This is a genomic window from Nocardia sp. NPDC051929, assembly GCF_044548645.1.
GTDB classification, from domain to species: domain Bacteria; phylum Actinomycetota; class Actinomycetes; order Mycobacteriales; family Mycobacteriaceae; genus Nocardia; species Nocardia sichangensis.
Genome location: NZ_JBIUCG010000011.1, coordinates 93615 through 107565 on the forward strand (window position 1 = coordinate 93615; position 13951 = coordinate 107565).

Annotated in this window: 9 protein-coding genes and 1 pseudogene; 5 read left to right on the plus strand and 5 right to left on the minus strand. The window is 67.6% G+C overall.

Going from position 1 to position 13951, the window contains the following annotated elements; genetic code table 11:
- Position 1 precedes the first annotated feature (1 nt).
- Positions 2-2228: pseudogene (locus ACIHAX_RS16215) on the plus strand (heavy metal translocating P-type ATPase).
- Between the two features lie 39 nt (positions 2229-2267).
- Here the strand turns inward: ACIHAX_RS16215 and ACIHAX_RS16220 are convergent.
- Positions 2268-4178 carry a cytochrome c oxidase assembly protein gene (locus tag ACIHAX_RS16220; RefSeq protein WP_397278232.1) on the minus strand — a complete coding sequence of 637 codons (1911 nt, stop codon included), beginning with the start codon at positions 4176-4178 and terminating at the stop codon, positions 2268-2270.
- A gap of 344 nt (positions 4179-4522) precedes the next feature.
- Here ACIHAX_RS16220 and ACIHAX_RS16225 point away from each other — a divergent pair, with 344 nt between their 5' ends.
- Both ACIHAX_RS16225 and ACIHAX_RS16230 read left to right on the plus strand, forming a co-directional pair.
- The gene (locus tag ACIHAX_RS16225; protein WP_397278234.1) at positions 4523-5689 is read left to right on the plus strand and encodes an MFS transporter; all 1167 of its coding nucleotides are present in this window, start codon (positions 4523-4525) and stop codon (positions 5687-5689) included.
- A 151-nt stretch (positions 5690-5840) separates the two neighbouring features.
- A complete protein-coding gene (locus ACIHAX_RS16230) occupies positions 5841-6857 on the plus strand; it encodes a hypothetical protein (protein WP_397278236.1) in 1017 nt (338 codons plus the stop codon).
- A gap of 7 nt (positions 6858-6864) precedes the next feature.
- Here the strand turns inward: ACIHAX_RS16230 and ACIHAX_RS16235 are convergent, their stop codons facing one another.
- Positions 6865-8040 (minus strand): acyl-CoA dehydrogenase family protein, encoded by a 1176-nt coding sequence (locus ACIHAX_RS16235; RefSeq protein ID WP_397278238.1) that lies wholly within the window; start codon positions 8038-8040, stop codon positions 6865-6867.
- Positions 8041-8163: 123 nt separating this feature from the next.
- Between ACIHAX_RS16235 and ACIHAX_RS16240 the strand changes: the two genes are divergently transcribed.
- The gene (locus tag ACIHAX_RS16240) at positions 8164-9963 is read left to right on the plus strand and encodes a CoA transferase (protein WP_397278240.1); all 1800 of its coding nucleotides are present in this window, start codon (positions 8164-8166) and stop codon (positions 9961-9963) included.
- Positions 9960-11612: a class I adenylate-forming enzyme family protein gene (locus ACIHAX_RS16245; RefSeq protein ID WP_397278242.1), complete on the plus strand. Its 1653-nt coding sequence runs from the start codon at positions 9960-9962 to the stop codon at positions 11610-11612. The genes ACIHAX_RS16240 and ACIHAX_RS16245 overlap by 4 nt, the downstream gene beginning before the upstream one ends.
- Positions 11613-11665: 53 nt before the next feature.
- On the opposite strand, the gene ACIHAX_RS16250 is transcribed toward ACIHAX_RS16245, so the two are convergent.
- Genes ACIHAX_RS16250 through ACIHAX_RS16260 form a run of 3 tightly spaced genes read right to left on the minus strand, consistent with a single transcriptional unit; the run spans position 11666 to position 13919 of the window.
- The gene (locus tag ACIHAX_RS16250; RefSeq protein ID WP_397278244.1) at positions 11666-12436 is read right to left on the minus strand and encodes a metal ABC transporter solute-binding protein, Zn/Mn family; all 771 of its coding nucleotides are present in this window, start codon (positions 12434-12436) and stop codon (positions 11666-11668) included.
- Between the two features lie 8 nt (positions 12437-12444).
- Positions 12445-13287 (minus strand): metal ABC transporter permease, encoded by an 843-nt coding sequence (locus ACIHAX_RS16255; protein WP_364425498.1) that lies wholly within the window; start codon positions 13285-13287, stop codon positions 12445-12447.
- On the minus strand, positions 13284-13919 hold the full coding sequence (locus ACIHAX_RS16260; RefSeq protein ID WP_397278247.1) for an ATP-binding cassette domain-containing protein: 636 nt from the start codon (positions 13917-13919) through the stop codon (positions 13284-13286). The genes ACIHAX_RS16255 and ACIHAX_RS16260 overlap by 4 nt, the downstream gene beginning before the upstream one ends.
- Between the last annotated feature and the right edge of the window lie 32 nt (positions 13920-13951).

Genomic DNA, 13951 nt, shown 5'->3' on the forward strand with positions numbered 1-13951 from the left:
CATGACCATCGAGCTCGACTCGACAACCCACGCGCCCAACCGGATCTCTCTCGCCGTCACCGGAATGAGCTGCGCCGCATGCGCGAACAGAGTCGAACGCAGGCTGAACAAAGTCGACGGCGTCACCGCATCGGTGAACTACGCGACCGGAGTCGCCACGATCGATGCCGCCGACCATGTCACCGCCGAAGACCTTTGCGCAGAAGTCGACGCCGCGGGATACGGCGCGTCACCCATCATCGACCACACCGAGGCGATCAGCGCCACCCCCGAGGACGCCGAGGTCAAGGACCTCCTGCGCCGCCTCGTGGTCGCCCTGATGGCGTTCTTCCCTCTGGCCGACCTGTCGGTGATGTTCGCGACTCTGCCGTCCACCAGAATTCCCGGCTGGCAGTTCATCCTCACCGCGCTGGCCCTGCCCGTCGTGCTATGGTCGGCGGCGCCGTTCCACCGGCGCGCGTTCACGGGCGCGAAAGTCGGCGCCGCGAGCATGGACACCCTGGTCTCGGTCGGCGTACTCACCGCCACCCTGTGGTCGCTGGACACGATGTATCTGCACCCATCCCGGACCGGAACCGCGCCGGACGGAGTGTGGGCTGCGATCTGGGCCAGCGACGCCATCTATCTCGAAGTCGCCGCGGGCGTCACCGCGTTCGTTCTCGCGGGGCGATACTTCGAGGCGAAGGCGAAGCGCACTCGGCGCCCGCGAGGTCACTGTGCTGACCCGCGACGAGCGCGAGATGCGCATTCCGATAAGCGAACTCGTGGAGGGGCAGCGATTCGTGGTACGGCCAGGTGAGACGATCGCCACTGATGGACTGGTCGTGTCGGGCGAATCCAGCATCGACGCCTCCGCCATGACCGGCGAATCCCTTCCGGTCGACATCACGCCGGGTATGGCGGTGATCGGCGGCACCACCGCGCTGACCGGGCGGCTGATCGTCGAGGCCGCCGCGGTCGGTGCCGACACCAAACTCTCGGGCATGATCCGGCTCGTCGAGCAGGCTCAGACCGGTAAGGCGCGCATGCAGCGCGTGGCCGACCGTGTGTCATCGGTCTTCGTGCCATGCGTATTCCTGCTCGCAGGCGTGACCTTCGGCGTGTGGTGGATGACCGGGAGCGGAGGTGAGCGTGCGGCCGCGGCAGCGCTGGCGGTGTTGGTCGTCGCCTGTCCGTGCGCGCTGGGCCTGGCCATACCCACCGCGCTGCTGGTGGCATCCGGCCGTGGTGCGCAGCTGGGCATCTTCATCAAGGGTCATCCAGCGCTGGAAGCGACTCGCGACGTCGACACCGTGGTGCTCGATAAAACCGGCACCCTCACCCACGGGGTGATGAGCGTCGTCGCCGTAACCGTCGAGGGCACGCGCACCGACGGCGAGGTGCTGCGTTTGGCCGGGGCCGTGGAATCGGCCTCCGAACATGCGGTCGCGGCCGCGATCACCCGGCATGCACGACAAATCCACGACACCCTGCCTACGATCGAATCCTTCGAGGCACTACCGGGACTGGGTGCACGCGGCATCGTCGAAGGTGCGCAAGTGCACGTGGGAAGGCTCCGTCTCTTTCACCAACAGCGCATCGACGTGCCCCGGGCCTTACTGCGGGAGCTCCGCCGTCAGGAACGAGTCGGCCGCACCGTTGTGCTGGTCGGGGTGGACCGGGTCGCCGTCGCGCTCGTCGCGGTGGCCGACACCGTGAAAGACAGCGCGGCTCCTGCTGTCGCCCGACTGCATCGACTCGGTCTGCGCGTGTTCATGTTCACCGGCGACAACGCGTATGCCGCGCAGTCCGTCGCCGACGAGATCGGCATCGACGAGGTGGTGGCCGAGCTACTGCCCGAAGGCAAGGTCGAGCTGATCGCACAGATGCAGGAGCGCGGACATCGAGTCGCCATGATCGGCGACGGCATCAATGACGGCGCGGCGCTGGCCACCGCGGACCTCGGCATGGCGATCGGCGCGGGCACCGATGTCGCGATCGCCGCCGCCGATGTCATCCTGGTGCGCGAAGACCTCGCCGCGGCCACCGACGCGATCGAGCTGGCGCACGCGACTTTGCGCACCATCAAAGGGAACTTGTTTTGGGCCTTCGGCTACAACATCGTCGCCATCCCGGTGGCCGCGCTGGGTTTGCTGAACCCCCTGATCGCGGGCGCGGCGATGGCTTTTTCGTCGTTCTTCGTCGTCTCCAACAGCCTGCGCCTGCGCCGAGCGCGGCTGGGCGGGTGATCGGGTACCGGGCATCTTGGTCAAACGGCTCGGGCAAGATCACCTACGGCTGCGTGCCAGCTGCTCCAGCATCGCGTTGTAAGCGGCGAGGTCGGAATCGCCGTACTCGTCGTCCTTGCGGTCGGTGCGCACCGCGGTGCGCCGATCCTGGGCCGCCCACTGCGTCAGCAACGCGCCCACCACCAGCAGAATCGGGACCTCACCGGACACCCAGGCAATGCCGCCCCCGGCGTGCTGATCCGCCAGCAGATCGATCGTCCACGGCAACTGGAGATTGCCGTAGAACCGCTGGCCCACAACGGAATTCATCGACATGATCGCGATGCCGAAGAACGCGTGGAACGGCATCACCGCGAACAGCATCCCCAGCCGCCCCAGATGAGGCAGTCTGCGCGGACCCGGATCGATGCCGATGATGCCCCAGTAGAACAGGTACCCGACGATCAGAAAGTGGACGTTCATCAGGACGTGGCCCCAGTGGTAGCGGGTCAGGTTTTCGAACAGCGTCGTGAAATACAGCCCGTACAAGGAGACCACGAACAGCGCGATCGCTGTGCCGGGGTAAGCCAGGACAGCGGTCGGCTTGGCATGCAACAGCGCCAGCACCCACTCGCGCGGCCCGTGCACCGCGCCCCGCGCCGCCGACGGAAGAGCTCGCAGCAACAGCGTCACCGGCGCGCCGAGCACAAGAAGCACCGGGACGAACATGTTCAAAGCCATATGCGTGATCATGTGCATGCTGAACATCGCGAGACCGTAGGTGCCGATGCCCGAGGACGTGGCGATCAGTAGCGCTAGACAACCACCCATCCATGACAGAGTGCGCCATCGCGACCAGCGGTCCCCACGACGACGCAGACGCCACACGCCGAGGACATACGCCACAACCGCGACCGACGCCGCCGTCCCGAGCACGAAATCGAAACGCCACGACGCCAGCAGCCGCCACAAGGCGGGCCGATCCGTCAGTTCGAAACCGAGGAACACCTCCTGCGCGGTGAACGACCGGTCGGCGAACGCGGGCGCCGGTTGCACCGCCATCGCCACCAGTACACTCAGCACCACTGCGGAAAGCGCTGCGCTACAGGCGTATACGAATACATTCCCATCATCCGGCACCCGGGTGCGGTAAGAGCGCCACAGCGTCCACCCCGCCGCGACGAGCCCCAATCCCGCGAACAGTGCCAACCGTCCGTATCCGGTCGTGAGCACACACGACCACGGTAACAGCACGAGTACGAGCACCAGCCCGCCGGCCGCCGCGGTCACCGTGCACAGCATCCCGATGACCACGGCGCGCCGAACTGCGACCGCCGTGTCCGAACCACCGCGCCGCAGCTGCTCGGCCACACACCAGAACAACCCCGGCCCCACCGACACCGCGACCTGGAAGAGGATCATCGCGCCCGTGCCGTAATCGTGGTTCGGCCCTTCACCCGCGTTGCCGACCAACGCGGGCGGCAGCACGCCCACAGCCGCCACCAACGTCAGCAAGACGACCCCGCTCCAGGACAACGTCAGCCGTGCACCGAGACTCACCACAGCGGCCAGCGCGGCGACGACAACCCATGCCTTGGGTTTCTCGCTCGCATCGAGTAACGCTCCGAGCGCGCCCGCGCGCACCAGGCCCGACAGGCTCAACCCACCGACATCCGCTGCTGTGACCGGTATCAATACCAGCGCCGAGACGAACCAGACCAGGCCGGCACGCTCGGCCAGCCGCAAGCCCGCATAGCCGTCGACCAGGATCCGCCCCTGTGCGGAGACCCGCGTACAGCACACCGCGTAGACCAGAGAACCGAGCGCCACCGCGCCCGCGAGCGCGGCCACCGTCCGCAACAGCGCGTAGCCCAACGCGGACGCAAGCCCGGGATACGTCGTGCCGGCCGCGCGGTAAGGAACCTCACCCATCGCCAGCACGGCGCCGGTGACGAGCGTCAGCGACACCACCACCGCGACGATCCCAATGCAACGGACATCTCCGCGATTCACGTCCACCGTTGGATCCACCCGACCTCCGACCAGAAAGTACTGCCCTCCAGAGGAAACAGCTCGCGCATAGTGGTCGGATCGCACCGACGGAAAGTTCCCGACATCGGTGGACCGGACGCCACCGTCGCCGACGCTTCCGATCGGTAGGGCCGGGCTCCGCTACTCGCCTGCTGGCGGAACCGAACCCGCACGCCGCGCGACTATCTGACCTCAGGGCCGCTGATGGGCGGCGTGGCATGGCTGGGAGGACGGCAGTGCAGACACACCCCGCGGTTGGACGGGACCGGCTGACGACAGCCTCGGTGACCGGCGTACTGACAGCAGCCATGGCCTTCTCCATGCTGCAATTGTTCGTCCTCGGCGCGCTGGGCCCGCGCCTCGTTCCGGATCTCGGGATGTCCACCACCGCATTGGGATTGACGACGACCATGGGCTTCGGAACAGCCGCGCTGCTGTCGCCGCTGGCCGGTAGCGCGGTGGATCTGCTCGGTCCACGACGATGCCTGATCGCGCTGCTGCTGACCGTCAGTGCGGCCCTCGGCGCCATCGCCGCCGCACCGGCCTACGGCGTCCTCCTCGCCGCGGTGGCCCTGGGCGGCGTGCCGCAGGCACTGGCCAACCCCGCAACGAACAAAGCGATCCTGGCTGCAATCCCGCCGACCTATCGCGCAGGGGTGACCGGCGCCAAACAATCCGGTGTCCAACTCGGCGCCATCGCCGCTGGATTGCCGCTCACCGCGCTGGCCGCTTCGGCGGGCTGGCGTACTGCGGTGTGGACGGCGGCGGGTATCGCGCTGCTAGTAGCGCTGTGGGTGTGGCGTACCCTGCCCGCCGACCCGTCGCGACAGCATCACGGCGCGTCCAGCTCGGGCATCGGTGACAAGCCGCAACCACGCGGGAACGACGGCATCGTGTACTGGCTGGCCGTGTACTCCCTGTTTCTGGGAGCCGCCATGGCATCGATCAACACTTACTTGGCGCTGTTCGGCGAACGACGGCTCGGCCTCGGCGCTGCGGCAGCGGGGACCCTGGTGGCCGTGCTCGGCGTAGCGGGCATCGCAGGTCGCATCGGCTGGGCACGTGTGGCGGGGAACCCGCGCGCGGCAGTCGTCCTGCCCGCCGGATTGGCGTTCGGATCCGGCATCGCGGCGCTGCTGCTGGCCGCCTCCGCCCTGATGACCGGGGTGGTGTGGATCGCGGTGATTGCCGTCGGCTTCTTCGGCATGGCGGGCAACGCGGTGTCCATGGTGTTGGTGATCCAGCGCTCGGCCCCTGGACGAGCCGGACGCAACTCGGCATTGGTGTCGGCGGGGTTCTTCGCCGGATTCGCGATTGGCCCGCCGTTTTTCGGCACCGTGGTGCCCTCGATCGGATACAGCAACAGCTGGCTGATGGTCGCGGTGGAATTCGCTGTCGCGGCGTTGTGGGCAGTGCGCGATCGTGAGGCCCGCGTCGAGGAGCGGGCGTGAGGAATATGCATGACAAGCGCCGCTGTGAATGCACGAAACGTGCGCCGCGACAGCAGTTTTCATTACGTACAGTTCAACAGCTGCATACGACGGAATGGTGCGGGGGCGCAACATGGTGACGGATTGGGCGTGCGAGGCATTCGATGCCCTCATGAACCGCGTATCGAGCACACAAGCCGCTGTGGGCACCCGGTTTCCGCTCTACGCCGACAGCATTTCCGGCGAATGGACAACCACCTCCCGCGGATCCTGGACCGGCGGCTTCTGGGCAGGCCTGCTGTGGCTGCGCGCATCAGCTAGCGGTCGGCACGAGCATCGCAACGCCGCCGCAGAGACGACACAACGCCTGGCCGACTGGGTGACATCGGACACTTCCACCCGCGGGTTGATTCTCTGGTACGGAACAGCCCTGGCAACCAGGCGCGGGGAAGACTCCCGCGCCTCAGCGCTCCGCGAGAGTGCCGCACGCCAGTGCCGTTCGGACTTCGATCACAATCTCCGTATACTGCCATGGGGTTCAGCGTTCGGTGGCCCACGCCTCCTCGCTCGCGTGGACGGAATTCCCGGCCTAGTACCACTTCTGGCCACAGACAAAGACCCCCGCGGCGCGGATATCGCCCGCGAACATCTCTCAACACACCTGCACCTCTGGCGGACAACACCGATCGGCACCCCAGCATGGGCCTGGTCGGATGGCACATGGCTTCCCTCGCCGCAACCGCAGCGAGGATGGAGCCGAGGCAGGGCCTGGCTCCTGCTCGCACTGGCCGACGCATGCCGGTACCTGTCCCCGGAATTCCTCTTCGATGCCTGTGCACTCCTCGATGCCGATCAACTCCTGGTACCAACCGCCGAAAACCATCCTGACGCGCCACCAGACACCTCGGCCGCCGCGATCGAGGCGGTAGCGCTGCTGAAACTTGCTGCAGCACAAACGCGTACAGCACGGTCCGCAGCGATGCGGCTGCGAGCCACCGAGATCACGCGACGGCTTGCCACGGACTTCATGAGCGGTCCCGGCGCGCCGCAACCCGGGGGCAGGCTGGGTGGCGGATGCTACGACTTCGGCCGCGGGCTTGCCACCAACCACGAGCTGATCTGGGGCAATTTCTTCTTCGCCGCGGCTCTGGCCATACAGACCGGGTTGATCGCTCCTTTCGACACCTGACGCGGCCTCAGCGCAACACCGACCTGGCCACGGAGGTGATATGCAGTTCGTCCGGACCATCCAGCAAGCGCGCCATCCGCCCCATTCGCAGCAGTCCCGGCAGCGCGGTATCCGGTCCCAGCCCGGCAGCCCCGTACACCTGGATCGCGGAATCAGCCACTTGTTGCAGCGTCCGCGCCGCGGCCACCTTCGCCAAACCGGATTCCACGCGAGCGTCATGACCTGCGTCGAGGAGCGCGGCCGCCTTGTGCACGAGCGGCCGGGTGCTCCGGATGGCCAACAGCGACTCGAAAACATGCTGCTGCACCAGCTGGCGTTCGGCCAGCGTTCCCGATGACTGACCGCGCGTGCGAGCTCGCTCGCACATCAGGTCATAGGCCCGCTGCGCCTGGCCGAGCCAGCGCAGGCAGCGCAACGTCCGGCCGAGCTGCAACCGCTGCCGCGCGATCGGCAACGCACGTCCCCGCTCGCCGATTAGATGGTCTTTCGGCAGCCGCACCTCGTCCAGGGCGATCTCCCACTGCCCACCAACGCCGAGGACCGGCAGCTCACGCACGAGCCGGAAGCCCGGAGCGTCCGTCGGCACCAGCAGCAACGACAGCCCATCCCGGTCCGACGCCCGCCCGTCGGTGCGAGCCAGCACCGTGATCACATCGGCGTCCTGGGCGCCGCTGACGAACCATTTGCGACCGGACAGCACCCACGAACCGTCCGGAGCCTCCGTCGCTCGGGTGGCCGTCAACGTCGGATCGGTGCCTGGTGTGTCGGGTTCGGTCATCGCGTACGCCGCATGCAGTTCCCCGGAAACCAGTCGCTTCAGGTAGGTCTCCCGAACGCGGTCACCGGCATGACGCTGCAACATCCGCACATCCAACAGCGAGGCCGAGCCGAGCACCGCAGGCCCGTGGTCACTGGCGCCTTCGGCCTCGGCCAAGCACACGTACTCGGCGAACGAAAGTCCCCGACCACCAAGTTCCCTCGGCAGCGGCAACCCCCACAGCCCTTCCGCCCGCGCGGCGTCGGCCAACTGCGAACGGGCTGCCGCAGCATCCGGGCCACCTGTGTCCAGCAGGATCTCTTGTGGCATCACTCGTTTCGCCACAAAGGCTTCCACACGCTCACGCAGCGACGTGCTGTCGATCGCGGCGGCGGACATACGGGTGTCGGATGCATACGGGTCCATGGCTTCTCCTCGTCTGCCGGGAACTCGACGTCCCCGCGCTGCGACTGCTGTTGTCCGCGGGAGTGGTCGGCGGCGATCGCCACCGAGTTCCCGCGGCGGTCACTCTGTTCGAGAAGGAGAGCCATGACACTCGGCGCTACGCGGACCTCCGACAACCAACTGACGGCGAAACCATTGGAGGGGGTGCAGCTCGAGACCGGTGGACCGCCGGGTCCGGTCTCGATCGCGGCGCAGCACCTGCGGTTGCTGGGCGCCGAACCTTCCACGGCCGACCATGACGCGCTGACTCTCACCGACCTCGACGGCGCGAGAGTCGAAACCCGCCTGTTCTGGGGCAGGCCGGACAGCGAGGTGTGCGATGAGGCGACCGCGCAGGCCGCCGCAGGACTGATGCTCGTGCACGGACGTCGCGACGGCTCACCCCGCGGACTGGCCGTGGACTACGTCTCGACCGCTTCCGGTGTGCTCGCCGTCCAAGGCCTGTTGGCCGCGCTCATCGGCCGCGCGAGGGGCACCTTGGTCACCTCGGCGGATGTCTCGCTCGATCGCGTGGCGCTGCTGACCGTCTCGCAGTACCTCGCCGCAGCGTGCGCCGAGGACGATGAAGCCAGCCCACTGGCGCCTGGTGGGCCACCGTTCACCACTGCCGACGGCGTTCGATTCGAACTCGAAGCACTGGACGTCGCGGTGTGGGCCGAATTCTGGCAGGCCATGCGGGCACCGATGCAAGCCGCACGAAAAGGCTGGCGACCCTTCCAGTTCCGCTATGCCACCGCCTGCGCTCCGATCCCCGACGAGCTGCATCACGCCACGCTGGCCAGCACGTGGGCACAGGTACAGGCAGCCGCGGCCGAATCCGGCGCCGACGTCTGCCGATTACACACCCTCGCCGAACGCTCGGCAGAACTGCACGACGGCGGAGAATCGACGCTGCCCTGGGAACTGGCCACCTACCCGGGGATCCCCGCGGCGATACCGGCACGCGGCCGATGTAGCGACGAGCGCCCTCTGGCGGGGTTCACCGTGCTCGAGGCAGGGCGTCGAGTCCAGGCCCCACTCGCCGCGCACCTGCTGGGGCTGCTCGGCGCGACCGTCGTGCGAATCGAACCGCCAGGCGGTGACCCGCTGCGTGGCATGCCACCCACCTGCTCGGACATCTCCGCACGCTGGCTGGCCCTCAACCGGGGCAAGGACACGATCGAAATCGACATCAAGTCCCCCTCCGACCGACAGCGGTTGCTCGAACTGGCAGCCGACGCCGACGTCTTTCTACACAACTGGGCGCCCGGCAAAGCCGAGCATCTCGGGCTCGCCGCCGACACGCTGTCGGCCGCCAACCCGAGCCTGATCTACGCCTACACCAGCGGCTGGGCAGGACGGCTCCCCGACGCCCCCATGGGCACCGACTTCATGGTGCAAGCCCGCACCGCCGTCGGAGAGGCGGCCCGCCCAGCCGACGAACCACCGACACCGTCACTGATGACCCTGCTGGACGTGCTCGGCGGCATGCTGGGCGCCGAAGCGATTCTGGCCGGATTGCTGACCCGCGAACGCACCGGCCGCGGCGTGCGCGTGGAATCCTCCCTGTTGGCCGCCGCGCAACTACTGACCGCGCCGGCTCTGCGCCGGGCGCATGACGGTCTTCCCCTCCGTCACCCCGCCGGATTCCGTCGCCCGTTGCCGACCGCTGACGGGCTCATCGCACCCGCTGACGAGCACGCCGTCGCGGCAGCCGACACCGCGGCACAGGTGCGTGCGCTGTCCACCGACGATGCCTGCGCGATGCTTCGCGGCCGAGGCATCATCACCACCCCGGTGACCACCGATCTCACCACCCTGCCCACCGATTCTCGCTTCGCAGGCGCCATGACACGCGACGAACACGGCGCCGTCGCCGTGTCGTCGCCTTGGAGGTTCCGATGAGCGTCGCACTACACGATCTGGTCCCCCGCAAGCTACGCAGAACCTGGGCGGCCGACGGCAGCTACCCCGACCTCGACCTGTATTCGCTGTTCCGGGCACGCCGCTGCCAGCACCCGCACCGAACCGCACTGGTCGACAACGAAGGCGAGGTCAGCTACGCGGAATTGGACGCCCTGGCGCGGCAACTGGCCGCCGGTCTGGCCGCCCGAGGCGTACAAGCCGGCGATGTCGTCGGCATCCAGCTGCCGAATTGCCGCGCCGCTGTCATCGCAGACCTCGCTTTGGCCGCACTGGGCGCGGTAGCCCTGCCGTTCCCCGCCGGCCGCGGCATGCGCGAGGCCGAGTCGCTGCTGCGGAGATCGGAAGCCGTCGGTGTCCTGGCCGCCGCCCAGTTCCGTGGACACCACCACGCAACAGATCTCGCGCAGTTGCTCGGCCAATTGCCGACATTGCGTTTCGTAGTCTCCGTCGGTATCGACTTCGCGCCGAAAAGCTGTGTGCCTTTCGCCGAGCTGTTCCCTGGCGACTATGACGATTTCGTCCCGGATCGCCCCGATCCGGACGCGGCCGCTCGCATCCTGGTGTCCTCCGGGTCGGAGTCGGAACCGAAGATGGTCGCCTACTCTCACAACGCGCTGGCAGGCGGCCGCGGCAACTTCATGGCATCGCTGTTGACCGACGACCGACCGCCCCGCAGCCTGTTTCTCGTACCGCTCGCCACGGCGTTCGGCAGCAACGGCACGGCTGTGACGCTGGCCCGCCACGGCGGCGCGCTGATTCTGCTGGATCATTTCTCGCCAAGGGAAGCGTTGGCGTCGATCCAACGGCATCGTCCCACGCACGTGCTCGGCGTCCCCACCATGATCCGGATGATGCTCGAAAACGGCGCAGCCGAGACCGACACCTCCGCACTGACGGCACTGGTGCTCGGTGGTTCCCAACTCGACGCCACCACCGCCCGGGAGGCACAACAAGCATTCGGATGCACGGTAGTGAACCTCTACGGGTCGGCCGACGGCGTCAACTGTCACACGGACATCGACGAAATCGATTCCGGCGAAATCAATTCCGACGACGGGACTTCGGGAGTGCTGGTCGGGCGACCCGACCCGCGGGTGGCGCAGATCCGCATCGACCGGGTCGACACCGGCCGGACCGCGGCGCCGGGTGAAACCGGAGAAATAGTCGCCCGGGGCCCGATGACGCCGCTGTGCTACGTCGGGGACCCGCAATTGGACTCGCGTTATCGCACGAGCGACGGCTGGGTACGCACCGGTGACCTCGGCGTCCTCGACCCCGCAGGCCGACTGCACGTGGTCGGGCGGCTCAAGGAGATCGTCATTCGCGGTGGCGCGAACATCAGCCCCACCGAGGTCGAACGCATGCTGGCCACGCATCCCGATGTCCGCGACGTGGCGTGCATCGGCGTCCCCCACGACGTGCTCGGTGAGCGACTCGCGGCCTGCGTCGTGCCACGGCCGGGCAGCATGCTCGACTTGGAAGGGCTGTGTGCTCATCTGGCGGCCAACGGCATGGAGCGAGGCAAACACCCCGAATCGCTCCTGCTGCTCGATGCCCTGCCGTTGACCCCTGCGGGCAAACCCGACCGCGCGGCTCTGCAAACACGGTTCACCGCCGTCAGGCACTGAAAACACTGCGGGGCAGCCATTTCCACGGCTGCCCCGCCTCACGATCCGCCTGGTCAGGACCCGGAGAGCGCCTTCTTCAACGCGGTTGCCGCACCCTGATAGACGGACAGAAGATCCTGGCCCTGCTCGGGATAGTTCACGATCGATACCTGTTCGACGCCCGAGTCCGGCAGCACGGCGCCGGTGGACATGTGCGCGTTGTCGAGCACGAACTGCGGCTTCTTCGCACTCAACTCCGCCAACTGACCGGGCGTCACGGGTTCAGGACCATAGGTGCCCACAATCTGCGCACCTGCCAGCTCGGCCGCCCACGTCGAGAACACCTGGGCGATGACCGTCGGCTGCCTTCCACCCGGCCAAGCCGAGCGGACGTCCCCGCCGAGCTTGTCGTACTCGGTGCTGAACGTCGCGGTCCACGCCTGCGCCGCCGCGGTGGTGCCGAAGCGCTCGCCCAGCGCCTGCACTTGGGCTTTCACCTTGGCCGCGGAGTTGTCCAGATCGACTTCGATCACTTCGGCCTTCGATCCCGCGGCTTCCTTGATCTTGGCCGCGAACGGCTCGAACGGCGCGTAGAGCACGAAATCCGCTTCCGCCACCGCGGTCAGATCCGACGGTTTGGGATCGTAGTCCGGAGCATGGTGAACCGACGGCGGAACAATGACTTTCACGTCCGCCGCGCCTGCGGCTTCGGCGAACGCAGCCTCCCAGGTGGTGGTCGCCACGACGACCGGGTGGGTGTGTCCATGGTGGTCGTGCTGTTCGCTTTCGGAGCTGGAACACCCGCTCAGCAGCACGGTTGCCGCGACCACAGTCGTCAGGCTCATACCGGCGGTCAATGGTCGAAAGCGTGCCATGAGAATGTTCTCCGTTCAGGAATCAGATGGGCCGCGAAGGCGACTGCCCCCGCGGTGAGGACCAGCACCGGCCCAGGAGGAAGATCGAAGGCCAGCGCCAGCACGAATCCCACGGAATTCACCGCAACGCCGATACCGACAGCCCAGACGATGATCGAAATCAGCGAGCGGCCCAACCGCCGCGCGGCCAAAGCCGGCAGCAAGGTGAGCGCATCCACGAGCAGCGCACCGGTCAGCCGGATCGCTCCGGCCACCGCAACCGCGATCAGCACCAGCAGAATCAGCGTGAGCCGCCCCACCGCCACACCGGAAACCAACGCCAGCTCGCGATCGTGCAACAGCAGCGCCAAATCACGTCTTCGCCACCAGAACAGCGCAGGCACCACTACCGCGAGCACCGCCAACACGACGACGTCCTGGACCCGGACCGCGAGAATCGAACCCCACAGCAGCGAAAACGCCGCCGAAGCGTTCACTCCGGCCACCGCAAGCACCAGCAGCGCTGCCGCGACGGCCGAACTCATCAGCAAACCCATTGCGCCGGAGAGGGTTTCCGGCGTGCGCGCCAGCGGAGTGATCCCCGCCCCGGCCACCGCACACGCGAGCAGACCACACAACGCCGGATCCCATCCGGTCAGCATGCCGACCGCGGCGCCCAGCAGCGCGACGTGCATCATCGCGAACCGGACCGGGATGATCTCCAGCCCCACGATGGCCACACCGACCACCGGCAGCCCGATCGAGCCCACCAATAGCGCCACCCCGGCACGCTGCACCGACCCCATTCCGAGCAGATCGAACAGCTGCGCAGGCCCGTTCACGACAACTCCCGCAGTCGGCCTGCGGCCATCTCCAGCACTCGGTCGCAACGCCGCGCCATGGCGCGGTCATGGGTGACCACGACGAGGGTGACAGGCAGCTCCGTCAGGACATCGGCGGCTTCCTCCTGACCAGCGAAATCCAACGCGGCCGTGGGTTCGTCGGCCAAAACGACGCTCGCACCAGCTGCCACGCACCCCGCCGCGCGGGCCAGGTGCATACGCTGCAGTTGCCCACCCGAGAGCGTGTCGAGTGGTCGGCCGAGCAGCTCGCCCACACCCAGCCGTGTCGCCATCGCCTGCGCCTGACGGACGTCTCCACCGCTGGCCAAGAGCTCACCGGCCAGCAGCGGAAATCGGCCCGCCGCGGGCCGCTGGGGAATCCACCCGCACACCCGCCGCCGCCACGCATAGTCCGCCGATGTGCGACCACCACGGCCTCCCACGGAGATCTCGCCCCGCACAGCCGCGTGCAGGCCGATCACCGCGCGCAGCAGCGTCGTCTTGCCCGAGCCATTGGTACCGGTCAATGCGACCCGTTGACCGGCAGAAATGTCGAGGTCGACATCACTGACCACGTCGACACGTCCGTGCCGGCACGACACCCCCCGCAAGCGCAGGTTCAGCCCCGCCATCACCCCACCTCCTTACCGGCCGTCACCCGCAC